Origin of the sequence: Nonomuraea polychroma, assembly GCF_004011505.1 — a bacterium.
GTDB lineage: Bacteria > Actinomycetota > Actinomycetes > Streptosporangiales > Streptosporangiaceae > Nonomuraea > Nonomuraea polychroma.
Window position 1 is genome coordinate 4,101,437 of the sequence record NZ_SAUN01000001.1, and the last position, 22,563, is coordinate 4,123,999.

21 protein-coding genes and 1 pseudogene are annotated in these 22,563 nt (G+C 68.9%); 8 read left to right on the top strand and 14 right to left on the bottom strand.

All coding sequences use genetic code 11. The features are described 5' to 3' along the window. Positions 1–50 precede the first annotated feature (50 nt). The gene (locus EDD27_RS18715) at positions 51–929 is read right to left on the bottom strand and encodes a TIGR03619 family F420-dependent LLM class oxidoreductase (protein ID WP_164903682.1); all 879 of its coding nucleotides are present in this window, start codon (positions 927–929) and stop codon (positions 51–53) included. Between the two features lie 345 nt (positions 930–1,274). Here EDD27_RS18715 and EDD27_RS18720 point away from each other — a divergent pair, with 345 nt between their 5' ends. After that, entirely contained in the window at positions 1,275–3,107 is a 1,833-nt protein-coding gene (locus EDD27_RS18720) for a rhamnogalacturonan lyase (protein ID WP_127933561.1), read from the top strand. Positions 3,108–3,367: 260 nt separating this feature from the next. On the opposite strand, the gene EDD27_RS18725 is transcribed toward EDD27_RS18720, so the two are convergent. Beyond that, positions 3,368–3,853, bottom strand: coding sequence for an SRPBCC family protein (locus EDD27_RS18725; RefSeq protein WP_127933562.1), 486 nt, complete (start codon positions 3,851–3,853; stop codon positions 3,368–3,370). A gap of 22 nt (positions 3,854–3,875) precedes the next feature. Between EDD27_RS18725 and EDD27_RS18730 the strand changes: the two genes are divergently transcribed. Continuing rightward, positions 3,876–4,508: a TetR/AcrR family transcriptional regulator gene (locus tag EDD27_RS18730; RefSeq protein WP_127933563.1), complete on the top strand. Its 633-nt coding sequence runs from the start codon at positions 3,876–3,878 to the stop codon at positions 4,506–4,508. Between the two features lie 95 nt (positions 4,509–4,603). Here EDD27_RS18730 and EDD27_RS18735 read toward each other — a convergent pair whose 3' ends face one another. Continuing rightward, positions 4,604–5,560: a DMT family transporter gene (locus EDD27_RS18735; RefSeq protein WP_127933564.1), complete on the bottom strand. Its 957-nt coding sequence runs from the start codon at positions 5,558–5,560 to the stop codon at positions 4,604–4,606. A 149-nt stretch (positions 5,561–5,709) separates the two neighbouring features. On the opposite strand from EDD27_RS18735, the gene EDD27_RS18740 reads away from it, so the two are divergent. Further along, on the top strand, positions 5,710–6,558 hold the full coding sequence (locus EDD27_RS18740; RefSeq protein WP_127933565.1) for an AraC family transcriptional regulator: 849 nt from the start codon (positions 5,710–5,712) through the stop codon (positions 6,556–6,558). 345 nt (positions 6,559–6,903) lie between these two features. Here the strand turns inward: EDD27_RS18740 and EDD27_RS18745 are convergent, their stop codons facing one another. The 4 genes from EDD27_RS18745 to EDD27_RS18760 all read right to left on the bottom strand — a co-directional run bounded on the left by EDD27_RS18745 (position 6,904) and on the right by EDD27_RS18760 (position 10,421). Next, on the bottom strand, positions 6,904–7,890 hold the full coding sequence (locus EDD27_RS18745) for a serine hydrolase domain-containing protein (RefSeq protein WP_206641501.1): 987 nt from the start codon (positions 7,888–7,890) through the stop codon (positions 6,904–6,906). Positions 7,891–8,012: 122 nt separating this feature from the next. Next, entirely contained in the window at positions 8,013–8,846 is an 834-nt protein-coding gene (locus tag EDD27_RS58725) for a group II intron maturase-specific domain-containing protein (RefSeq protein ID WP_421915453.1), read from the bottom strand. A gap of 11 nt (positions 8,847–8,857) precedes the next feature. After that, positions 8,858–9,748 (bottom strand): alpha/beta fold hydrolase, encoded by an 891-nt coding sequence (locus EDD27_RS18755; RefSeq protein WP_127933566.1) that lies wholly within the window; start codon positions 9,746–9,748, stop codon positions 8,858–8,860. Positions 9,749–9,809: 61 nt separating this feature from the next. After that, entirely contained in the window at positions 9,810–10,421 is a 612-nt protein-coding gene (locus EDD27_RS18760) for a GNAT family N-acetyltransferase (RefSeq protein WP_127933567.1), read from the bottom strand. A 135-nt stretch (positions 10,422–10,556) separates the two neighbouring features. On the opposite strand from EDD27_RS18760, the gene EDD27_RS18765 reads away from it, so the two are divergent. Next, the gene (locus EDD27_RS18765) at positions 10,557–11,522 is read left to right on the top strand and encodes a GntR family transcriptional regulator (protein ID WP_127933568.1); all 966 of its coding nucleotides are present in this window, start codon (positions 10,557–10,559) and stop codon (positions 11,520–11,522) included. Here the strand turns inward: EDD27_RS18765 and EDD27_RS18770 are convergent. The 7 genes from EDD27_RS18770 to EDD27_RS56630 all read right to left on the bottom strand — a co-directional run bounded on the left by EDD27_RS18770 (position 11,413) and on the right by EDD27_RS56630 (position 20,703). Beyond that, positions 11,413–12,168, bottom strand: coding sequence for a tetratricopeptide repeat protein (locus EDD27_RS18770; RefSeq protein ID WP_127933569.1), 756 nt, complete (start codon positions 12,166–12,168; stop codon positions 11,413–11,415). The genes EDD27_RS18765 and EDD27_RS18770 overlap by 110 nt on opposite strands. Beyond that, entirely contained in the window at positions 12,168–12,515 is a 348-nt protein-coding gene (locus tag EDD27_RS18775) for a hypothetical protein (RefSeq protein ID WP_127933570.1), read from the bottom strand. Before EDD27_RS18775 ends, EDD27_RS18770 begins: the two co-directional genes overlap by 1 nt. 375 nt (positions 12,516–12,890) lie before the next feature. Beyond that, positions 12,891–13,124 (bottom strand): BTAD domain-containing putative transcriptional regulator, encoded by a 234-nt coding sequence (locus EDD27_RS18780; RefSeq protein WP_127933571.1) that lies wholly within the window; start codon positions 13,122–13,124, stop codon positions 12,891–12,893. A gap of 459 nt (positions 13,125–13,583) precedes the next feature. After that, positions 13,584–16,052, bottom strand: coding sequence for a pentapeptide repeat-containing protein (locus tag EDD27_RS18785; protein WP_164903683.1), 2,469 nt, complete (start codon positions 16,050–16,052; stop codon positions 13,584–13,586). A 299-nt stretch (positions 16,053–16,351) separates the two neighbouring features. After that, positions 16,352–17,419: a DUF6461 domain-containing protein gene (locus EDD27_RS18790; RefSeq protein WP_127933572.1), complete on the bottom strand. Its 1,068-nt coding sequence runs from the start codon at positions 17,417–17,419 to the stop codon at positions 16,352–16,354. Beyond that, positions 17,416–20,076 (bottom strand): rifamycin-inactivating phosphotransferase, encoded by a 2,661-nt coding sequence (rph, locus tag EDD27_RS18795; RefSeq protein WP_127933573.1) that lies wholly within the window; start codon positions 20,074–20,076, stop codon positions 17,416–17,418. Before rph ends, EDD27_RS18790 begins: the two co-directional genes overlap by 4 nt. Positions 20,077–20,559: 483 nt before the next feature. Then, positions 20,560–20,703 carry a hypothetical protein gene (locus tag EDD27_RS56630; protein ID WP_241564117.1) on the bottom strand — a complete coding sequence of 48 codons (144 nt, stop codon included), beginning with the start codon at positions 20,701–20,703 and terminating at the stop codon, positions 20,560–20,562. Between EDD27_RS56630 and EDD27_RS56635 the strand changes: the two genes are divergently transcribed. From EDD27_RS56635 to EDD27_RS58730, 4 genes and pseudogenes are all read left to right on the top strand, one after another. Then, positions 20,678–21,061, top strand: a complete 384-nt coding sequence (locus tag EDD27_RS56635; RefSeq protein ID WP_338324755.1) for a cytochrome P450 — start codon at positions 20,678–20,680, stop codon at positions 21,059–21,061. The genes EDD27_RS56630 and EDD27_RS56635 overlap by 26 nt on opposite strands. 22 nt (positions 21,062–21,083) lie before the next feature. Next, entirely contained in the window at positions 21,084–21,893 is an 810-nt protein-coding gene (locus EDD27_RS18805; RefSeq protein ID WP_127933575.1) for an oxidoreductase, read from the top strand. A gap of 26 nt (positions 21,894–21,919) precedes the next feature. Beyond that, entirely contained in the window at positions 21,920–22,117 is a 198-nt protein-coding gene (locus EDD27_RS18810) for a ferredoxin (RefSeq protein ID WP_127933576.1), read from the top strand. Between the two features lie 13 nt (positions 22,118–22,130). Continuing rightward, positions 22,131–22,532, top strand: a pseudogene (locus EDD27_RS58730) (FAD-dependent oxidoreductase); the annotation flags it as partial. Positions 22,533–22,563: the final 31 nt, after the last annotated feature.

Genomic DNA, 22,563 nt, shown 5'->3' on the forward strand with positions numbered 1-22,563 from the left:
GCCCTACGGCGCAGGCACGAGACCACCACCGACCCGAGCCGAGGAGGATGTCACCCCGAAACGGCGGCGCGGAGGCCGAACCGTTCGGCGAACGCCGACAGCTCATCGCGTCGCGCCTCCGGCTCGGCGGCGGCCGGGCTCACCACGATCCGGGTCACACCCTGCTCCGCCATCCGCTCGACATCCTCCTCGGTCATGTCGATCGCGCCCCACCGGGTGTACTCCAGCGTGTCCGTATCCCGCCCCGCCTCGACGGCGGCCGACCGGGCGAGCTCCCACTGCGCGGCCCGTTCTCTGGCATCCAGCGCCCCACCGGGAAAGTAGCCGTCACCGCGGCGCCCGGCCCGCCGCGCAGCCGCCCGGCTCGACCCGCCGACGTGGATCGGCAAGCGCGTGCCCCCGTACGGCTTCGGAAAGCTGCACAGGCCGTCGAAAGCGAAGAACTCCCCCGCGAAGGCGACGCCGTCCTCCCCGCCACCCCACAGCAGCCGGAGCACATCGATCGCCTCGTCGGCGCGCCGCCCGCGCGTGGCGAAATCCACCCCCACCGCGCCGGCCTCGCCCGGCAGGGCGCCGAGCCCCACGGTCAGCAGCCGCATCCGCCCCCGGGACAGCACGTCGACGGTGGCCAGGCGCTTGGCGAGGATGACCGGATGGTGGTACGGCAGCAACAGCACCGCCGTCCCGAGCAGGATCCGCCGGGTGGCCGCGGCGACGAAGCTCAGGCAGTCGAGCGGATCCACGTACGGCAACGACGGCGGCAGCTCGAAGGCCCCGACCTTCGCGCCCCGGTACAGGACGACATGCTCGGGCAGGTACAGCGACTCGAAACCGCACTCCTCGGCATGCCGGGCGAACTCCGCGATCCCGTCGGGATCGACGCCGAAGTGGGCCGTGTTGTAACTCAGCCCGAACGTCACCCTCGTCATTCATGCCTCCAGTCGGTCGGGCGATCAGGTCCCGCCCACGCTAGAACCCTGACACCGGCGTCAAGGCAACCCGACCGCCCACGCGCCCTCACAACGGCTTGTGGGCCGGTGGCGAGACGGCTTGCGGGCCGAGGGTGAGACGGCTTTAATACGCCGAGCCCGGACTCCCCGCGCCCTCGCCGCCCGCCAGGAGACCAGATGCCCATCCGCCCAGGTGAAGCCACCCATCACCACCTCCGCACAGCGACGTTAACGCTAACACCCATCTCCCCGACCCCATGAAACTTTCTTCTTGACCATTGGGAAAGCGCTTACCACTACCACCCCGACAGAAAGGACCCCGCGATGCGGTTACGAATGGCCGGCGCCGCCGCCGTCCTCGCCCTAGCAGCGGCCACGACGACGACCGCCGCCCCCGCCCAGGCGGCCCCGCCGACCAAGCAGATGGAGGACCTGGATCGCGGGCTGATCAGCGTACGGTCCGGTACGGGCAACCTCGTGTCCTGGCGCCTGCTCGGCACCGACCCCGACGGTGTCTCGTTCAACGTGTACCGCGGCTCCACCAGGGTCGCCACCGGCCTCACCGCCTCCACCAACTACCTCGACAACGGCGCCGCGGCCGAGGCCTCCTACACAGTCAGGGCGGTGGTCGGCGGCGTCGAGCAGGCCGCCTCGCCGGCCTCGCTCCGCTTCACCGGCGGCTCGTACCTCGACGTGCCGATCCAGCCGCCGCCGGGCGGCACGACCCCGGACGGGGTCGCCTACACCTACAGCGCCAACGACGCCAGCGTGGGCGATCTCGATGGCGACGGCCAGTACGAGTTCGTGCTCAAGTGGGATCCGTCCAACGCCAAGGACAACTCCCAGTCCGGCTACACCGGCAACGTGTACGTGGACGCGTACCGGCTGAACGGCACCCGCCTGTGGCGCATCGACCTGGGCCGCAACATCCGCGCCGGCGCGCACTACACCCAGTTCCAGGTGTACGACTACGACGGCGACGGCCGGGCCGAGGTCGCGATGAAGACCGCCGACGGCACCAGGGACGGCGCCGGCACGGTGATCGGGAACGCGAGCGCCGACCACCGCAACTCCGGTGGCTACATCCTGTCCGGCCCCGAGTACCTGACGATGTTCAACGGCCTGACGGGCGCCGCGATGTCCACGGTCAACTATGACCCGCCGCGCGGCACGGTCTCGTCCTGGGGCGACAACTACGGCAACCGGGTGGACCGCTTCCTGGCCGGGACGGCGTACCTGGACGGTGAGCGCCCCAGCCTGATCATGGCCCGCGGCTACTACACGCGTTCGGTGATCGCCGCCTGGGACTTCCGCAACGGCACGCTCACCAAGCGATGGACGTTCGACAGCAACTCGGCCGGCTCACAGTACGCCGGTCAGGGCAGCCACAGCCTGTCCGTCGGCGACGTCGACGCCGACGGCCGCGACGAGATCGTGTACGGCGCGATGACCGTGAACGACAACGGCACCGGCATGTGGACCACGCGCACCGGCCACGGCGACGCGCAACACCTGGGTGACTTCGACCCGGCCCGGGCCGGCCTGGAGTACTTCAAGGTGAGTGAGTCCTCCTCCCAGCCGTCCTCCCTCTACATCGACCCGCGCAACGGCCAGATCCTGTGGTCCACCCCTGCCGGGAGCGACAACGGCCGCGGCGTGGCCGGCGACATCTCGACCGTCAGGATCGCCGCCGAGTTCTGGTCGGCCGCGGACGCGAACCTGCGCAGCGTCACCGGCAACACGGCCGGCCGCAAACCATCCTCGATCAACTTCCTCGCCTGGTGGGACGCCGACCCCGTCAGGGAGCTGCTCGACCAGACCAGGATCGACAAGTACGGCACCAGCGCCGACACCCGCCTGCTGACCGCCTCCGGCGTGCACTCCAACAACGGCACCAAGGCGACCCCGTCATTGTCGGGAGACCTGTTCGGCGACTGGCGTGAGGAGGTCGTCTGGCCCACCACCGACAACCGCGCGTTGCGCATCTACTCCACGCCCACGCCGACCGACCGCCGCATCTACACCCTGATGCACGACCCCCTCTACCGGGTCTCCATCGCCTGGCAGAACACCGCCTACAACCAGCCGCCGCACACCAGCTTCTTCATCGGCGACCGCATGCCCAGCCCCACCAGGCCAAACATTTACGTGAGGTGAACTCACCAAACCCGAAATGATCTCCTGGGCCGTCTGTGGGACGTAACACGCGCACGCTCATCCGCAGGGCAAGACGCGGCCACCGCCGGGGGCAATGCCATGGCGCTGCCCACCCCCGTTGAGCAGCGTGGCCAGCAGGCCCGGCAGGTGTGTGACGAGTGCCCGCCCAGTCCGGTGCCGGGGTGTGTCCAGTTAGTAACCGTACAGACCCCGTCCTCGACGCACAGGTCAAAGATCAAGCTTCGCCATGTCCTGGGTGATCAGTTCCCGGGCGGGTTGGTCCCTCTGCTCTCCAGTCGCTGCTTGGCCCCGTGAACCTCTTTGCGCACGTCAGCAGGCAGTCTGCGACGCAGGATCGGCTCCAGCAGCCAGCGCAGCAACGGCGCGAACTCGATCGAGATCATGCGCGTCACCTTCGAGACCCCGTCCGCGGTGGCCTTCGCTTCGAAGGAGGCGCTGAAGCGGGACAGTCGGTGGTTCAAGCGGTTGCGGGGCAGGGGCGCGTACCGGACGTCGACGCGTCGGCCAGGAGTCAGGCGCATTTGGGAGACCAGCTTGGGCGCCGGACCCGGGACACCCGGCAGAACGGGGCGAAACTTGAACTCCACGAGGTTGTCGATGCGGCGTACCCAGTCGATTGGGCCGATCTTGTCGTCGACCTCCGCGTAGCGGCCGGCGTCCATGACGAACTCCAGATACTCCTCCGGCGTGCAGCGAATGGTCTCTTCCACGATCACTTCCACCATAGAAAGAGATTACTCTCTCACTATGGCGAGAACCAATCCTGGCGTGACTCGGAGGCGCATTCTCGACGAGGCCATCCGGCTGTTCGCACTCCGGGGCTACGACGCGACCTCCGTGACCGACATCCAGCAGGCATGCGGGCTCGCAGGCGGCTCAGGAGCGCTCTACAAGCACTTCCCTTCCAAGCAGGCACTGCTCGAGACGGCGGTGCGACGCAACCTGGGCACGATGGCGCTCAGGAGGCAGGAGGTGGTGGAGCGGGTTCCGGACGATCCGCGCGAGGCGCTGCGCATGATGGCGCGAGCCGTGTGGGACGTGATCGACGGCGACAGGGACCTGGTGCGCATCATGCTGCGCGAGTTCACCACGTTCCCGGAGATCTTCGAGCCGATGTGGCAGGGTGTGCTGGCCACCCTCTACCGCGAGTGCGCCACGTGGATCGAGGCCCAGCGGGCGCTGGGCGTGGTGAAGGTGGCCGATCCGGAGGCCACGGCCGCTGTGCTCATCTCGTCCCTGACCTACTTCCCGCTGCTGGACCTCCTCATCGGTCACACGCCGGGTGATCTGGGGCGGGAGGCGTTCCTGGCTGCGTGGACCGAACACGCGGCCCGCACGCTCGCCCTTTCACCTCGCCCGGGGTTGCCGCGAGCGAGGTGAGCGCGGCGGCTGTGAGAAGCGCGGCGTTCGTTGCGTCCGAGCGGCGAGCTCTCTGTAGACGAGAAATGTCATCTGCTGGTCGGTGTCCGGCAATCTCAGGACGTGACAGCGCGACGCCGCTTCGGGATCCTGCCTTGGGTGACAGCGAGGACGGCTCCGACGGAGAGTACGGCCGCTCCCACCGCCTGCACGGCGCCAAAGGACTCGTCCAGGAGCAGGGCGGAGCATGCGGTCCCGACGACGGGTACGAGGAACATCATGATGGACGCCGACGCGGGGCCTACGGCCTGAACGCCCCGGTAGTAGAGCAGGTTCGCCACCGCGGTCGGGCCGAGCGCCACGAAGACGACGTTCAGCCAGACGTAGGCGGGCACGTCGTGCCAGGCGACCTCGACGGCCGCCGGCGCGCTGTAGATTGCCAGCAGCACGGCCCCGCTCACCGTGGCGTACGTCGTCGCCCGAAGCGGCTCGATACCGGCAAGAACACGGCGGCCCAGCAGCGTGAACCCGGCCCAGCAGCCGGCACTGAGCAGGAACAGCAGATCGCCCGCGAGTCGGACCTGGCCTCCGCCAGCCGCTCCGCCCGAGCCCACGAAGAAGATCGCCGCCCCGGCCGCCCCGCACGCCAACCCCGCCACCCGCGCCGCCGACGCCTTGTCCTGCCGCGTGACCAGCAGAAAGGCCGTGGTCAGCACGGGACTCATGACCGGGACGATGGTGCTCCCGTCGATCGCCGGCGCGAGCGACAGTCCCCAGAAGAACAGCAGGTTGTACACGAAGACGCCCAGCACACCGGCGCCGGCTGCCCTCGCCCAGTCCTGCGGCGACGACCGCCGGCGGCCACCGCCCTCACCGTCCCGCCGGGACAACCGCAGGGCGACCAGCAGCGTCAGAGCACCGCCGCCGAAACGCAACACCGCGACCACGGAGTGAGGCAGGTGATCGACGATCACCTTGGAACTGCTGAAGCCACTTCCCCACAGCAGCATCGTCGTGACCAGCAGCAGGTACGGCCGGGTACCGACCCGACTGCCCGTTATCGTGCCCGCCATGGGAACCCCTCCGCAACGCGTCCTTCCGCGCCCGTGGACCATGGAGGCGGGCGCGACAACCAGCGAACATGCTGCGCTCACACCGACCGGCCGGTCTTGTACGCTCGTGCGCCTCACTCATGTCCGCGGGCGAACGAGGTGATGACGAGATGACCGGCAGGAGCCGGGCAGGCCGGGAGTGGGCGACGTACTGGCGCTCGGCCGAGATGCCGCTGGAGGCCATGTACGCGAGCTTCCTGCGCCACCGCTACCACCGCCACAGCCACGAGACGTACTCCTTCGGCGTCACAGAGCACGGCGCGCAGACCTTCACGTGCCGCGGCGCCGGGCACACGAGCGCGGCCGGGATGGTCATGGCGTTCAACCCGGACGAGGTGCACGACGGGCACGCGGCTCACGAGCAGGGATTCACGTACCGGATCGTGCACATCGGCGAAAAGCTGATCACCGACGTCATCGCCGACGTGACGCAGGGCCCTGCCGGATTGCCACTGTTCGCCGCCCCGGTCCTCGACTCTCCCGCCCTCGCGGCGCGGCTGCGCAGGCTGCACACCGCGCTGTCACACGGTGCCGGCCCGCTCGAGCGCGACGAGCTCCTCTGCGCTGCCGTCGCCGCCCTCGCGCGCCTGGCCGCGCGTACGCCCCCGCGACTCCGCGCCGTTCCCCGTACGCCGGCGGTCGCGCATCTCGCCGCGAAAGCGCGCGAACTGATCCACGACCGCTACGCCGACCCGATCAGCGCCGACGACCTCGCGGTCTGGACCGGTTCCAGCCGGTACGCTGTCTACCGGGCCTTTCGCACGACCTACGGGCTGGCCCCCAGCGAATATCAGCGCCAGCTGCGCCTGCGCGCCGCACGCCGACTGCTCGCCCTGGGACACCCCGCGGCCCGAGTCGCCGGCGAGGCCGGTTTCACCGACCAGGCCCACCTCACCCGCTGGTTCACCCGCTCGTACGGCGTCACGCCCACCCAATACCGGCTGGCGAAAGCCGACTGACAGCTCGACGGTGCTGGCGACCCGGACCCTGATCAGGCGACAGGCCTCACTGGCGACCCGCTCCAGAGCATCGTTGACCGCCGCCTTCACGCCGGGCTCGGAGCGCCTGCCCACCGTGCACTCCAGCCGATGCGCAGCGCGAGCGCATTGCAACCGATCGTCCAGCCGCATCGTGCAGCTTTCCATGGCCAATGCGTAGGGCTGGGGGCACGTCCGGCGGGTTCGATCGCCTCAGCACGACGTCGACCGTCTCGATGGCCCCGTCCGGTGCCGACCCAAACTGCCCCGTTCTACAGTGGCGCGTTGTCCCCATCGACTCAGCGCCACAGGTTTGGGTGATGAAGATCAGCTGTTGAGTACCGTGTGGGTGTGTTCGGTCAGCAGCGAGAGTCCGCAACGATCGACTGATGCCGAGGTGGCGGACAAGATGACGGCGCCGGTCCCGGTGTCGCGGTTGAGGCCGGCCCAGGACCGGAAGCCGCCGGTACCGCCGTTGTGCCAGGCGGTCTGACGCCCTTTGACTGCGATGGTGATCCAGCCCGCGCCGATGCGTGCTCCCTTGCCGAAGGGGGCGAGCGGATCGAGGGCGGTGATCCCGGGTGCGGAGCCGTCGAGCAGCGCCGCTACCAGGCGGGCCATGTCCTGGATGGAGGCTCGGATGCCACCTGCAGGCCCTATCGCTTCCCCGGTCCACGGTTGCCGGGGCCTGCCTCGCCGACTCCTGCCGATGAGCGCGTTCGGCCCGAGCTGGTCGGCCGTCGCGGGCAGGTAGACGTGGTCGAGTCTCAGTGGGCCGACGATGCGCTGATGAACAAGTTGCGCGTAAGACCTTCCGGCCGCGCTGGCGAGTGCATGGCCGAGCAGCTCGAACCCGAAGTTGGAATAGCGTGCTCGAGGCCTGCCCACCCGCACCTTCCGCGCTTGGGTGAGAAGTTGCTGGAGGTTCTCACCGTAAGGGTTGGTGCCGTGCCGCCAGAGGGCGAACTTGCGCCGCAGTGGACGCGCCGACCTGGGCAGTCCGGGCAGCCCCGACCGATGCTGACTGAGCGAGGCCAACGTCACTTGTGCGGCCGGAACATCGCCGAGCGGCAGCAGTTCGCCCAGGGTCGAGTCACGCCGGATCTCCCCGCGTTCCAGCGCATCGGCATACAGCAACCCAGTGACCGCCTTCGAGATCGACCCGATCTCGAAGTCCGCATCTAGGTCAGCGCCACGACTGGCCACCGTCACGCCACCAGGGGAGATCAGGGCGGCGGCCGCCACAGAATGCCGGGAGCCCAGCAGCTCCTCGATTCTCGTGGCGAGCCCACCGTCACCGCGCACCGCCGTCACGATCGACCGCCAAACACCCGACGACCCGCGCGAATCCGGGCCATGGCCCCCAAACACACCAACGGGTCCTTGTCCGCCGTAGCGACCACAAGGCCGGCCAGCCCTTCAACGTCCATTGGCAGTCAGGGGCGCGGTGCTCTTGCGAGCCCGCTTCCCCATCCCCCTTTCAATCCGTACGTGTGGGTTTCCCGCATACCGCTTACCGATGATCTTCTTGACATGGTTACGCCGCCTTCCGATAACGGATGGTGCCGCGCAATCGATACAGGCCATGCCCGCTGAACCAGTCCTCCGTCCACTGCCGGGCCTGTCCCGCGCGCAGGCTGCAGACCACGCTCCTCGACCGTAAGACTCCTCAGCCGCATAACGACGTAGTTGTCCACCTGCCGGAACTTGATGGCGGCGTTCCCGGTGCGGAAGTAGTTGCCCCACCCGCGCAGAACCGGGTTGACCTCCGCGATCACCTCGCGGATGTCCCGGCCCACACGGTTACGCCCGGTCCGGGCCGGATCTTGTCCCGCAGCCGTTTCATCGCCCGCTGCGACGGCCAGCGGTGCAGGTAGTAGCGGATGACCCGCTTCTGTTCCCACAACCGGCCCGACATGCGCGCTGTGAACGACAGCCGAGGAAATCCAGCCCTTCGCGGCCCTCGATGAACCAGGCACGCAACCGCTCCATCGCCTGCGTGGCCGACCGTTTCGACCGAAACCCGTACGAGACCGGCAGAAAATCCGCCTCGAAACCGGTTCCAGCACCAGCTTCACGGCCTGCTGGGCCACCCTGTCGCGGGCGGAAGGAATACCCAACGGCCGCCTGCCACCCTCTGATTTCGGGATCTCCACACGCCAAACCGGCGCAGGACGATACCGGCCCAGGCGAAGGCCATCTTGGAGCTCACCGAGCATCCGGCCAACCCCGTAGTCCTCCACCACTAGAACACGACCTGCCTGGGCCATGCCGTGCCGGGTCAGCGGCTGGCGAGTTCGGCGAAGATCTCCACCAGTTCAGGCCGGTCGAACGGGCCGACATGAGGTGCCGCGACGCTTCGGACGTCGGTCGGATTGCCCGGAGTGAGACGGTCGGCCTCTGCGATGAACCGGTCCTGCAGCGCCGGCGGGATCAGCCGGTCGAGGGTGAGGCGCACGTACGTCCGGGGAATCCGGCCCCAGGTGTGCGCTTCGCCCCGGGCTTCAGCCAGGGGAATGCCGGCGGTCTCGTCCGGCTCGAGCATGTTGAGCAGCCGGCTCACCCCTTCGTCGGTGAAGTCTCCGGCCAGGGCCTCCTTGACGCCTTGGAACACCGCCGGGTCGGCCGAGCGCCAATTGAGCCGGTTCACCCCGAGGACCGCTGGATCGGCGACCATCGCCGCGGTCACCTTTGGGAGCAGGCTGTCGCTGTTCTCCGGCGTTTCGAGATAAGCGGCCACGTTCGGCAGGTCCACGCAGCAGTACGCCGCGACATAGACGACCCGATCGAGCAGTTCGGGGATGGCGTTGCCGACTCTGCTCACGGTGACGCCACCCTGGCTCATGCCTACCAGGATCACGGGCCCGTGGCGGCGGGCGCGGCGCACCACCTCCACAACATGCTCGACATAGTCGTCGATGGTGATCTTCGCGAGCGGCGACGGTTCGGTCGCCAACGCTTGGAGGTCCTGCGGGGCCTGGTACGAACGGGGGTAGAACGCCTCGCGGCCGTGTCCAGGAAGATCGACGGCCACGCACCGATGCCCGCGCAGGGTGAGTTCGCTGGTCAGCCCCGAAGCCCAGGCGGAGGAGGAGTTGGTGCCGTGGATGAACACCAGGGTCGGCGGTCGCCGATGGGCCTGGCGGGCCTCGGCTTCATGGTTCGTTGTCATTGACGTTCCTTGTGTCTGTTGGAGGGGTGGTGTGAGCTGACGTGTCGTCGTGTCCCGGCGGTCAACGGTGCGGGGGGCGCCACATCGGCCACAGGAGCGGGCTGTCCGCCACGCGAACCGGCTCGCCGAGATCCTCGAACCCGTGCCGCAGGTAAAGGGCGCGGCTCCGGGGCGAACTCGCCTCCAGATACGCGGCGAGCCCGTCGGCGTCCGCTCGCTCCAGCCGGTGCCGCAGCATCGCCGAGCCGAGTCCGGCGCCCTGCCGCCCGCTGATCACTCCCATGCAGGGGAGGTAAAGGTGCGGTTCGCGGTCGGGGTGCCGTGGGGCCAGTGCCCGCCCCAGGGCCAACAACCGCGCACCGTTCTCACCGAAGACCGAGTCCGAGCTCGCTTTGGGCGCGTCCGGTAATTCCTCGTGGGGCGTCTGGCCTGCGGCCAGCGTCAGCCATACCGAAGCGCCCTCGCGACGGCCGGCCAGATACGTCTCGGCGGCGGGATGGGTGAGCAGAGGGCGGTAGAAGTGCGACTGAAGGCGTCCTCGTTCGCCCGCCTCGGGGAAGAGCCAGCAGACGAGCGGATCGTTCATGAACGCCTCGGTCAGGACGTCCAACACCGCCTGCCGGTCTGCGTCATCCGCCCGCCGCACGGATGCGTACGGTGTAGCAAGTTTCATGCGTACATTGTATTAGTCGGCTGAATATATGCACCCCTTAGCAGATACGAGGAAGCAAAAGTGAACTAGTACTGAAGAGATTGACCTAGTACACTTATGGCAGCCGCCAACCTCACCGATAGATCGGGGGCTCTCATGCCGTCGTCAACCAAGCGACCGGAACCGCCGTACCGGCAGATCGTCGCGGGGATCCGCGCCCGGATCCTGACCGGCGACCTGCGGCCCGGCGATCGGATACCTTCCATCCGGCAGATCGCTCAGCGATGGGGCGTCGCGGTCGCGACCGCGACCAGAGTGATGGCCACGCTCCGCGACGAAGGGCTGGTCGAAACGAAGGTCGGCGCCGGCACGGTGGTCAGCGTCCGCACAGGCCACAAGCAGCCGACCGTCCTGGCCTCGCCGCCGAGACCGCGGCGGGGCCACGCCTCCAAGCAGGCACTGAACCGGAAGCAGGCTCTCCGCGCCGCCATCTCGATCGCGGACGCCGAGGGACTCGACGCCGTGTCCATGCGGCGACTCGCGGCCGAGCTGGGCGTCGGTCCGATGTCGCTGTACCGGCACGTGGCGAACAAGGACGAACTGGTGACGCAGATGGCCGACGAGGTCTTCGGCGAACCGGAGCTCCCCGTCCCGGGGCCGGAGGGGTGGCGAGCCAAGCTCGAACTGATCTCCCGCCGGCAATGGGAGCTGTGCCGGCGGCACCTGTGGCTGCCCAGGGCGGTTTCGTTCACGCGCCCGTTGCTGGTGCCCAACATGATGGCGCACACCGAATGGACCCTGCGCGCACTCGACGGGATCGGGCTGCCCATGGCGACCCGGATCCGGGAGGCGCTCACGCTGCACGCACTGGTCCACACCGTCGCGCTGTCCATGGCAGCTGAGGTCGAAGCCGAGCAGGAGACCGGTGTGACGCTCGACCGGTGGTGGCTGATACAGCGGAAGCGGGCCGATGAACTGCTCAGCAGCGGACGGTTTCCGCTGCTGGCCACGGTTACCGGGGAAACGGTGTCGGACGTGGACGGCTTGTTCGAGTACAGCCTCGCACGGCATCTCGACGGTTTCGCCGTCCTGGTGGAGGATCAAGCCCGACCACGGCCATGACGGCGCCGCACCATCCGGCGACAATGAAGCGCCCCGGACCTGAGAAGAGGGCTTGAGACCAAGTCCGACGCAGAGTTGATGGAGAGCACCTCGCCGTGCATCGGGTCAACGCGCCCTCGGCGTAGGGCAGCTCATGGCGGCGGCTCAGCGTGAGGGCCTGCCTGCAGTAGCGCTCGGCCAGATCGAGCCGGCCCAGGTGGTGGTGTTGGTGGCCGAGCGCGTTGAGCGCCCTGACGCGCCCGGGCACCGAGCCGAGTTCTTCGAAGAGCCGCGCCGCCCGAACGTTGTCGGCAATCGCGCCGGTGAGGTCGCCCGTCCACGCACGCGCGAAACTCAGCCCCATCCTGGCCGCCGCCTCGCCCTCCCGCTCGCCGCTGCCATGGGCGATGCGCACGGCCTCTTCGAGATGTCCGACGGCCTCGGTACGGCGGCCGGTGCGGGAGAGGCCGTCCCCCATACCGATGTGCAACATGGCGGCCACGGCGGGCACCTCGTAGGGGGAGGTGACCGCCAGCAGAGCCGACGCCACCTCCACCCACTCACCGATGTGGCCGGTACGGGCGCAGTTGGCGCGAACCATGTCGGCCAGGCGCCAGACCTGCGGGCCGGGCTCACGTTCGATCGCGCGTATCAGCGGCGCGGCCATCAGATTGAGGATGTCCAAGTCGATGATGCCGCGGACGTTCCCGTGAACGGCCGCCCGCCTGCTCCCGCGGGCGGTCGCGGGCCGGGAAGCAGGTACTCGCCGGGTGCGCACCGGGCGGCGATGGCGGCGCCCAAGTCCAGGTAGTGGCCGAACAGGCGGTCCCAGGCCGCCGCACGCTCGGGGTCGCGCCCGGCTTCGGCCACGGCGTAGAGCCGAACCAGGTCGTGGAAGCGGTACCGGTCGGTGACGTGGTGTTCGAGCAGGTGGGCCGCGGCCAGGGCCCTGAGCGAGGCGCGGGCCGCGGCCGGCGGCAGGTCGGTGGCCGCCGCCGCGGCCGCCACGGTCACATCGGGGCCGGGAACGAGCCCGAGCAGGCGGAAGACCCGCTGTTCCGCCGGGGCGAGCGCGCGGTAGGAGGCGGAGAAGGCGCGGGACCGAAGCCGAGCGAGATCAGCAGGCGGCTCAAAGCCGCCGCCGTGATCAGCGGCTCGTGGTCCTGATCATAGCCGCAGGTCGATGTAGAGCTGACCGTCGGGGAAGCGGTCCTTGACCTGATGCGCCCAGTGCACCGCGAGCGCGGTCTTTCCCATGCCCGCCGTACCGCTCAGGACGCACACGCCGTCGCCCGCCCAGGCACTCCTGTAGCCACGCCAGCTCCGCGTCGTACAGCTCGTCCAGGGCGCAGGTCCGCCTGTCCTCGAGACCAGGGCGTTCCTGGCGGATCAGCTCGGCGCTGGTGCCCGCCACAGCCCCGTCGCGGTACGCAACCGGGCCGCGGCATCGGCGTGGCGTCCTTCGGTGGCTTCGGCGCGCGCGGGGAGCCTGTACCGCTCGAACAGGAACAGGTCGAGCTCGTCCGCGGCCACGTGGGCGCGGTATCCGGCGCCGACGCGACTGATGCGCTCCTTGCCGACCAGGGTGCGCAGTTCGTGGACGTACACGTGCAGGCGCGCCACGGCCGTGCGCGGCGCCCGCTCGCCCTACACCAGGTCGATGAGCCGGTCGTCCGGCACCGCACGGTTCGCGTGGAGCAGCAAGGCGGCCAGCACGGTCCGCTGCTTGGGCGAACCCCAGCGCGATCGGCCCGCCGGGCCCGTTCGCGGCCACCGGCCCCAGAAGCGCGAATCGCGCCTCCGACTCCATGCGTTTCCTTCGCGTCGGGGTCTGTTCGCAGTGATGCCACCGAGTGGCGATCGTGTCGCACGCTGATCGACGAGTCATGGTCCGTGAGCAGCATACGGGGCCGGTCGGCGACGGTCTGGACCGATGGGTGTGAGCAGCTCAGGGGCCGCCCGGGCCGGATCTCATCGCGTTCTCCACGTCACGCGCCTCCTGAAGCGGTGATCTGGGCCGCCATGGACGCCTGCCGCCTGGGCGCCGGGCTCGAATTCTCAGCGGCGGCGGTCCCGCCGTCATCAGGCGGTGCCAGGGGCGGTGTCGGTGATCGCGCCGTCCAGGCCGGAGCGCTTGAGGTCCAGCGTGCTCAGGTCGCATCCGCGCAGGTCGACATCAGTCAGATCACACTCACGGAACGAGGTGTGGTCGAGGATCGCACCGGTGAAGACCGCACCGGTCAAGGTCGCCGGCTGGATCATCGCACTGCCCAGCCGCGTGAAGGCGATGGTGCCGTTGACGAACTCGCTGTAGCCGAACCCCGCCCCGGTCAGGTCGGCGCCGGCCAGGTTGGCACCGGTCAGATCAGCCCCGGAGAAGATGGCGCCGCGGGCGGAGACCCGCGACAGATCCGCGCCGGTGAGGTCGGCACCGGCGAAGACCATCTTGTCGAGGTCCAATCCGCGCAGATCGGCGCCGGAAAGATCGAGCTCCTCCTCGGCGTTCTCGGCACGCCACTGATTGAAGGCGAACGGCCCCTGCCTCAGGATCCCGATGACCTCCGCCGTTCCCCCTGCCGCGCCGGGAGGTTCCACCCCCTCAGGACCGTCGGCGGTGTAGGTGGCGTGTGCATCGAAAGCGGCGACATCCTCCTTCGCCGTGGCGAGTTCCGCGGCGAGTTCCTCGTCGTACGGATACATCTCCGCCATCGCCTCCATCATCGCGAGGCGCGTGCCCAGCAGTCTCAGCGCGTTGTCTCGATCGCCGTCGCTCTTGGCCAGGCCGGCGAGGCGGTGGAAGGCAAGTCCGGCTTCCAGGGCCGTTTCCGGGCTCGGATTCGCTTGGAAGAGCCGGGTACGGATCGTGGAGCACTCGGCCCACGTCTCGTAGTGTTTGTCCTTGTGCTCCGGCAGGTCGAGCGCGCGGTACACCTCGCCGAGGTGCTGCAACGAGTTGGCGAGCCGCTGGTCTGCTTCGATGAAGGTCGGATGCTCGGCCGCGAGCTCGTGGTAGATGTCCACGGCCTGCGTGAGCACGGCCTCCGCGTCGACCAGGTGGCCGTCGGCGAGCCGGGCCTGGCCACAGGTGTCGCGCGCGGCGCCGAGGCAGAACCTGGCCTCGTCGCGCTGCGGGTGGGTGGCGGCCCACTCCTCAACCGCGGACAACGATCGTTCGGCCACCTCGCGCGCGGCCCGAGGGAAGCCGTGCCGGATCAACATGGCGACCTGATGGTCGCGGACGGGACGGTGGTGGCCGTTGCCCGCCGGTACGAATGGCGCGATCTCTCCCAGGAGCGCCATCCCCGCGTACTCGAAGTCTGTCTCCAGACTGTCGATGACAGCTAGGACGAAGTGCGTCAGGTCACCCAGCCCCTGGACCGCTACCAGGTGCCGGCAGACCGCGACATAGTCGTCGAACGTACCGCTGTCGTGTGTCCGGCTGTAGTGCATGTTCATGGCGCGCTCGTGACGGTCGGCGAGCGCCGGGCCTTGGTACGGCGCCAGCAGCTCCGCGATCCAGCGGTCGGCGAAGTAAACGGTGTCCCCGTCCCACCCCTCCCACGCGTTGAGCAGTCCGAGCTCGGCGAGCCGGGCCGCGTCGGCCCGCATGCTCTTGAGCGCCGACCGCGTGGGCTCCGGGCGCTGCCTCAGGTCCGGCTTGCTCGTGTCGCAGGCGACGGCCAGGTCGCGTACGGTGACCGGGACAGTGCAGATCGTGGCTTGGAGCAGGGTCTCCCGCTGTGGCCCGGTCAGCTCGGCCATGACCAGGTCGAGCGGTGCGGCTCCCGGCGTCACGGCCGCCAGCCGCGTTCCGGCGCCCTTGGGGTTCGCGGACAGCCAGGCGTCGAGCAGGTGCAGCGAACGTGGATGCGCCTGGGTCGTGCGGACCACCCGCTCCCGGGTGGCCGGGTCCACGGTGGACAGGAAGGGGAGCCCGGTTGCCAGTTCGGCCCCCGCGGTGAGGTCCAAAGGGTCGAGCCGCAGGGCACCGAGCCGGTTGTCCGTGGCCAGTGCCGGTAGCGGTGTCCGGGTGGTGACCAGCACCCGGCCGCGATCGGCGGCCTGGCACAGCCGGTCGAACACCTCGCCGAAGCCGGGATCCAGGAAGCCGGTGCCGTCGTAGTTCTGGCCCAGGTCGTCGAAGAGCAGGACGAGCGGGAAACTTTTCAGCAGCCGGCAGGTCGTGTCCAGCATGGCGTCGTCCGACAGTGCCAGGCCGAAGGCCCCCATCATGCGTACCTGTTCCTGGGAAAGCTCTTCGCCCCAGCCGAGGAAGGCCTCGGAGACGCCGCGGAACAGCGTTAGCGGAGACCATCTGCCCACCATGGCGGCTACTTGCCAGCCATCGGAGCGAAGTCGCCCCAGCATCTGGCGGGCCAGGGCGCTCTTGCCCATTCCCGCTGCTCCGGTGATCACGAGCCCGGCCGGACCGGCGTCCAGCATGGCCAGGGCGGCCCGTACGTCCGACTCCCGCGCCAGGCGGTGCGATCCGAGCCGCCGTACTTCCGGGCTTAAATGCGTTTCCTCGTGCACGTTCGTCTCCCTGTGCATGACGAATTTGGTCGGTTGAGCCCTCCGAATTCGGAGGGGCCTACTTGGTACTCGACGATCTCTGAACTGAACCGGTTGGGGGCGGAGGCCGCCGGCGATGATCCCGGCGTCCGGGATGCTCCAGGCGGTCTTCTCCTCGGGTTTCCTGCTTCGCAGCCCTCGGAGCGATCTCGAGTCCGGTTCACGCTCACTCGCTGAGGGCCCGCCGTCCATGCGCTGGAGCGGCTGCGCGAACTCTGCTCGGCCCTTCCGCGGTAGTCCGGCCGTCTTGATCGTGCCGAGTGTGAACGCCTCCTTCTTCATCGTGGTGACCCGCGAGGTAGTCGACTCCGGCGTTGCGGCGTACCGCGTGACTGTGGGGAGCTTGCGGATCTTTCGTTGTCATCCGTGTGCTTGGTGCTCGGATGCACGAACCAGTTCCGAGATGGTGCGCCGCAGGCGAGGCCAGTCCTCGGGCAGGGCGTGACGAGCGTGTTCGAGGGCGTCGAGCCGATCGTCACAGGCATGCGGGGGTGCGGTGGTCGTATAGAACGCAGGACCGGCGGACAGCCCGTCCGCCTGTGGGTCGCTACTGTGCGCGCCCAGGCGGAAGAGGCGTTCGCGGACTTCGCGGTCAAGCGTTCGGCCCTGGCCGACGGCGTCGATCGCGGCCTGGCGGATCGGAAGGGATCTTCCCGAGTATGACGGCCTGCCACGGTTCGGTGCCGAGGTTGTCCAGCCACTGCTCGGTAAGCCGCATGCCGGTACGGTGTTCCACGGTGGGCCATCGCCGCCGCCTCGGCGATCAGGCGCTTGTCCGGCCCAGAAGGGACGGACGGGTCCACCGCCTGGCTGGTCTCGTCCGGATCGGCCTGCTCTTCCCGATCCAGCGCTTGGCGCGCCGTGTGCATGCCGGCCAGATCCTCGTCCAGTGCCGTCGGATCCTCACCGTACTTGCGGCCGGGATCGTTCATGTCGATCCGGGTGAGCACTTTGCCGTAGACGGCGTAACTGAGCGAGCCGTTGCCGGTGATCGTCCAATCGACGTTGTGCACCCGTGCACCATCGCTGAGCCGGCGAAGGACCTCGGGCCGGGATCCCTCGAATCCGTTGTCCTGGAACATCACCACATGCGGGCCGATCTGGGCGAGGTGGGCAACGAGCAGCGGATCGGGATCGTCCGCCCATTCGTCGAGCTCGTCCAGGTTGACGCGTTCGGCGTGCAGTCGCCGCATCACCTCGGCGACTGTGGGCTGCCGGCTCGCCGGCTGGATCACCGTCCAGCTCAGGCCCTCGGCGTACCAGGACCGGCTGGTCAGGATGAGCTGGTAGTACTCCACTGCCTTGGAGATCATTCGACCGGTCTGGTGTCGTTCGTGGCGGGTCAACCAAGCCCATCCGCTCTGGCCGAAAGGATCTCCACGTATCCTTCGCTGCCGTTCACCCGGATGAGTTGCCCGTCCTTGATGCGCTCGGTGGCTCTCTCCACTCCGACGACGGCGGGCAGTCCGTATTCGCGGGCCACCACGGCTCCGTGCGTCATCACGCCGCCCACCTCCATCACGACAGCCTTGACGGAGACGAACAGCGGGGACCAGCTCGGGTCGGTGAAGACCGTCACCAGGATGTCTCCTTCTTCCACGTCGGCCTCGGCCATGGTGCGGATGACCCGGGCGCGGCCCTCGACGATGCCCGCCGACACGGCGATGCCCGCCATGGCCCCCTCTGGCAGGGTTCCGGCGTCGTACTGGCCGGAGATGATCTCGCCGTCGGAGGTGATCACGCGTGGCGGGGTGAGTTTCTGGTACGTCGCGTGCGCCTCCCTGCGCTGGACGATGATCGAGTAGTCGAGTTCGCCGGTGCTGACCGCCTGCCTGAACTCCTCGATGGACAGGAAGTACACGTCCTCGGGCTCCTTGATGACGCCCCGGCCGGCGAGCTTGGCAGCCTCCGCCATGAGTGCCTGCTTGTACAGCTCGTAACGCAGGAGCAGGGCGTGTTTGGAGTATTCGCGGTAGCCGATGAAGTGGCGGATCAGGCTCATCTTCCTGGCCGCCTTCCTGGCCTTGCGGGCGCCGCCGGGCAGCTTTCTGAGGCGGGCGAGGAGGTCGGCCATGGTGCGTTCGGCCTCGGCGCGGCCCTGCTCGGCCTTGCGGCGGCGCTCGCCGGGCGGGAAGTTCTTGATGTTGCCGAGGATGAGCGGAACTAGCGGCGTGGGATCCTCGCTCCACCGGGTCCGGGTGATGTCGATGTCGCCCGCGCAGTGCATGCCGTACTTGCGCAGGTAGTCCTGCAGGGCGTGCCGGACGGCCTCGCCGCCGTCGCACGCGGCCAGGCCGGTGAGAACGGTGGCGCGGTCGGCGGTCTCCAGGTGGCGCATGACGTCCGGGTGCTCGCGGATGACGTCGGCGACGTCCAGCAGGTCGAGCCCCATGGCGGCCACCACGTTGTGGTCGGCGGACTGGGCGAGGGCGTCGGCGGCGTTCGTGACGCCCAGCCAGGCTTCCATGTGCTTGTTGACCCAGTTCACCGCCTGGATGCCGACGAAGGCCGCCGCCACGCTACGGGGATCGAAGGTGAGCTCGGCCAGCACGGCGTGGTCGTCGATGATGTACTGGAACAGCTCGTCGCCGGACTTGCCCGCCAGGCCCCGCCGGCACCGCTCCACGGTCTCCTCGGTGTGCGCGATCAGGGCGGGCACGGCGCCGGGGTCGTCCTCGCGGGAGAGCTTGAGGTACTGGCGGGCGATGGGCAGCGGCCCGCCAGGGCCGAAGTCCAGCATCGAGGTCTTGCCGCGCGCCAGCGACGCGACGAAGTCCTTGCGTTTGAGCACGGTACGCAGGGCGTTGGCCATGAGGACATCGACCTGGTCGAGGCTCTTGAGCGTGGCCGGTCCGGCCCAGGGCGAGGTGAGCTCGGCCGAGACGTCCTTGTAGAAGCGGTCGCCCGCCACGACGCCGGCCGTGCGGCCCAGCGTGTCGTGCAGCAGGGCGAAGAACGACAGGCCGAGCGGGGCGAAGGCGTCGGTCATCATCTGCCGGTGCCCGTAGGAGATGTACACGTGGTTCTTACCGTCGTGCGAGGGCGGCACGGGGTAGAGCGTGGTGATGGGGCGGCTCTGCAGCACGTGGAAGCCGCCGTCGTCCAGCGCCCATTCGATGTCCTGCGGGGTGCCGAAATGCGCCTCGATGCGCCGTCCCAGCTGCTCCAGGTGCAGGATCTGGCCGTCGGTGAGCGTCTGGGCGTGTTGCCGGGAAGGCTCGACCGGCAGTTCCTGGGTGCCGCCGGACGGGGAGGCCCGCAGTTCCTTCGTCTGCGTGGCGATCTTCTTCTCGATGATCCGGCCGGCCTTGACCCGGTAGTTGTCGGCGTTGACGAGCCCGGAGACGAACGCCTCGCCCAGGCCGAAGCCGGCGTCGATCGAGACCACCGTACGGTTGGCGGAGACCGGGTCGGCGGTGAACATGATGCCGGCCGCGTCCGGGAAGACCATCCGCTGGACGACGACCGACAGCCGGACGGCCCGGTGGTCGAAGCCGTTCTGGATGCGGTAGGTCACCGCGCGGTCGGTGAACAGTGAGGCCCAGCAGCGCCGTACGCTGTCGATCAGCGCCGCGGCGCCCTGGACGTTGAGGTAGGTGTCCTGCTGGCCGGCGAAGGAGCTGGACGGCAGGTCCTCGGCGGTGGCGCTGGAGCGTACCGCGAAGGGTACGCCCTTGCCGCCGGCCTGCTGGAGATGCCGGATGATGTCGCGCCGCAGCGGCTCGGGCACGGTCAGGCCCTCGATGGCGGCGCGCAGGCGCGCGCAGGCGGCGGCGATCTGTGCTCGGTCGCCGGCCCGCAGCCCGGTCAGCCCGTCGATCAGCGTGCCGATCTCCGTGTCCTGTTCCACGACGTGCCGGTAGGCGTCGGTGGTGACGCAGAACCCGTGCGGCACGCGCACCCTGCTGATCGCGGACAACTCGCCGAGGTTGGCCCCCTTGCCTCCGACCAGGGCCACTTGCGTCTTGTCGATCTCATGGAATCCGAGTACGTAGGCACTCATGGCTGATTCCTGTCTCTCATGGGTGAATTGATCTGCCTGGAACACGGCAGGGATGGACCGCACTGGCCGTACGCGGCGACGGCGTCCTTTCGGCTGATTACGATACAGGACACATCTGTATCGAAATCGGTGAGATAAATCATAGTTACAATACAGTACAGCTCTGTATTGTAACTCTCGACCGGCACGACGCCCCCTGCGGCGGAGGTGCCTGCGGACAAGGCCCGCCGTATGGGCGCCCGCCTCCGTGCGGCACTTCGGCCCACACCCTGACGGCATCAACCCAAGGAGCTTTCATGACGGATCGTCCGAGCGTGGCCGCGTCGTTCCCGCTCACCCGCCCCACTCCCTTCGACCCGCCCGCCGAACTGGCACGGCACCGGCTGGAGGGGGGCCGTCAGCCGGCTGGCCTACCCGGCGGGCACGTCGGCCGGCTGGTGACCGGCTACGAACTGGTCCGGGCTGTGTTGTCCGACCCGCGTTTCAGCTCCCGGGCGAGCTCACGCACACCCCGCTGCCCAGCGCCGACAACACGGTGTTGTGCCTGGACACGTATCCGCAGGCACGGGCCCGCGCCGACAGCTCGACGATCGCCGCGCTGATCGAGGAGTCACTACGCTTCCTCACCCCCTTCGCGGTGGTGAATCGGGTCACCAATGCCGAGGTCGAGATCGGCGGTCAGCGTGTGCCCGCCGACCAGTTGCTCACGCTCTGGGTCGCCGCCTCCAATCGCGACCCACGGCAGTTCCCCGACCCCCACGTGTTCGACCCCACGCGTGATCCCAACCCCCACCTCGCCTTCGGCCGCGGCATCCACTTCTGCATCGGGGCGCCGCTGGCCAGGCTCGAGGGCCGTGTCGTGCTCGGCATCCTGCTGGACCGCTTCCCGCACCTCCGCCTCGACCCGGACGACGGGCCGCGGTTCATGCCCGGCCCCACCCTCACAGGCGTACGGAAACTCCCTCACCTGCTCCACCGGGACTGATCGAAAGCGAAGGAGGCCATTCATGGCAGCCAAGGTTTGCCTCGTGACCGGCGCCTCATCGGGCATCGGCCGCGCCACCGCACTGGAGCTGCGCCAAGCGGGCCACATCGTGTACGGCGCCGCTCGTCGCCTGCAGCCGATGGAAGAGCTGCGCCAGGCCGGCGGCCACACGGTCGCGATGGACATCACCAGCGAGGAGGGCCTCGGCCGCGTCGTGCGTACCGTTCTGGACGAACAGCACAGGATCGACGTGCTGATCAACAATGCCGGGATCGGGCTGCCCGGCGCGCTCGAGGACGTGCCCGTCGAGCGGGCTCGTCACCTCTTCGACGTCAACGTCTTCGGGCCGGCCAGGCTCACCCAGCTCATCCTGCCGCACCTGCGTGAACAGCGTTCGGGGACGATCGTCAACGTCTCCTCGATCGCCGGTGAGATCGCCCTTCCCCTCGTCGGCTGGTACCACGCGTCGAAACACGCCCTGGAGGCGTACTCCGACTCGCTCCGGCAGGAGTGCAAGCCGTTCGGCATCGACGTGGTGCTCATCCAGCCCGGGATCATCAGGACCGAATTCGAGGAGGACATGCCGCGAGAACTTCGCGCCGCCTCCGGTGGAGGACCGTACGGAAGGCTCGCCGAGGCCCTGGCGAGGCGGGCCGAGAAGGCGACCAAGGCCTCCGCACCCGCCGTGGTCGCCAAGACGATCAAAAGGCTGCTCCAATCCCCGACGCCGAAACCGCGCTATCCCGTCGGCCACCTGGCCAGAACGATCCTGGCGCTGAACAAGCTCCTGCCCGACCGGACGTTCGACGCCATGGTCACGAAGATCGACTAACGCTCTCCCCGAAGAAAGGAACTCCCATGAACATGGCCGTCGACCAGGAAAGGTGTGTCGGAGCCGGCCAGTGCGTCATCGCCGCGCCCGAGGTGTTCGATCAGCGCGAGGACGGCATCGTGCTCCTGCTCGAGCCGTCACCCGGCCCGGACCTGCGGGAGGCGGTCGGTGAAGCCGCCCTGCTCTGCCCGGCCGCGGCCATCCACATGACGGAGCAGGCGTGAGCACCCCACCGACGTGCTCGTCGTCGGCGCCTCCACCGGAGATCTCGCCGTCACCGAAGCGCTGCGCAGCAAGGGGTACGACGGCCGGATCCGGCTCGTCGGCCAGGAACGGCACTCGCCCTACGACCGTCCGCCGCTGTCGAAAGAGATCCTGGCCGGATCCTGGCCAGCCGAACGTGCGTTTCTGCGCGCCCCCGCCGAGCTGGATGCTCTCCGCGCCGAGTTCATCCTCGGGCGCCGCGCGGAGGGTCTCGACGTCGAGGCCCGCACGGTGGACCTCGACGATGGGCGAACACTCTCCTACGACGTACTCGTCGTGGCCACCGGGCTGATCCCGCGCCGGTTCCCCGGCCAACGCCACCTGGCCGGCGTACACACCCTGCACACCCTGCACGATGCCGACGACCTGCGCCGGCGGCTGGCGTCGATGGTCGGTCGGAGCGGGA

What these genes read in the sequence shown, in the direction of transcription:
- EDD27_RS18730 (WP_127933563.1), top strand. Translation starts at nt 3,876, where the DNA reads ATGGCGAGAACCAATCCTGGCGTGACTCGGAGGCGCATTCTCGACGAG.
- EDD27_RS18805 (WP_127933575.1), top strand. Translation starts at nt 21,084, where the DNA reads ATGGCAGCCAAGGTTTGCCTCGTGACCGGCGCCTCATCGGGCATCGGC.
- EDD27_RS58725 (WP_421915453.1), bottom strand. Translation starts at nt 8,846, where the DNA reads ATGGCCCAGGCAGGTCGTGTTCTAGTGGTGGAGGACTACGGGGTTGGC.
- EDD27_RS18810 (WP_127933576.1), top strand. Translation starts at nt 21,920, where the DNA reads ATGAACATGGCCGTCGACCAGGAAAGGTGTGTCGGAGCCGGCCAGTGC.
- EDD27_RS18760 (WP_127933567.1), bottom strand. Translation starts at nt 10,421, where the DNA reads ATGAAACTTGCTACACCGTACGCATCCGTGCGGCGGGCGGATGACGCA.
- EDD27_RS18785 (WP_164903683.1), bottom strand. Translation starts at nt 16,052, where the DNA reads ATGCACAGGGAGACGAACGTGCACGAGGAAACGCATTTAAGCCCGGAA.
- EDD27_RS18770 (WP_127933569.1), bottom strand. Translation starts at nt 12,168, where the DNA reads ATGGCCGCGCCGCTGATACGCGCGATCGAACGTGAGCCCGGCCCGCAG.
- rph (WP_127933573.1), bottom strand. Translation starts at nt 20,076, where the DNA reads ATGAGTGCCTACGTACTCGGATTCCATGAGATCGACAAGACGCAAGTG.
- EDD27_RS18740 (WP_127933565.1), top strand. Translation starts at nt 5,710, where the DNA reads ATGACCGGCAGGAGCCGGGCAGGCCGGGAGTGGGCGACGTACTGGCGC.
- EDD27_RS18725 (WP_127933562.1), bottom strand. Translation starts at nt 3,853, where the DNA reads ATGGTGGAAGTGATCGTGGAAGAGACCATTCGCTGCACGCCGGAGGAG.
- EDD27_RS18755 (WP_127933566.1), bottom strand. Translation starts at nt 9,748, where the DNA reads ATGACAACGAACCATGAAGCCGAGGCCCGCCAGGCCCATCGGCGACCG.
- EDD27_RS18735 (WP_127933564.1), bottom strand. Translation starts at nt 5,560, where the DNA reads ATGGCGGGCACGATAACGGGCAGTCGGGTCGGTACCCGGCCGTACCTG.
- EDD27_RS18720 (WP_127933561.1), top strand. Translation starts at nt 1,275, where the DNA reads ATGCGGTTACGAATGGCCGGCGCCGCCGCCGTCCTCGCCCTAGCAGCG.
- EDD27_RS18715 (WP_164903682.1), bottom strand. Translation starts at nt 929, where the DNA reads ATGACGAGGGTGACGTTCGGGCTGAGTTACAACACGGCCCACTTCGGC.
- EDD27_RS18765 (WP_127933568.1), top strand. Translation starts at nt 10,557, where the DNA reads ATGCCGTCGTCAACCAAGCGACCGGAACCGCCGTACCGGCAGATCGTC.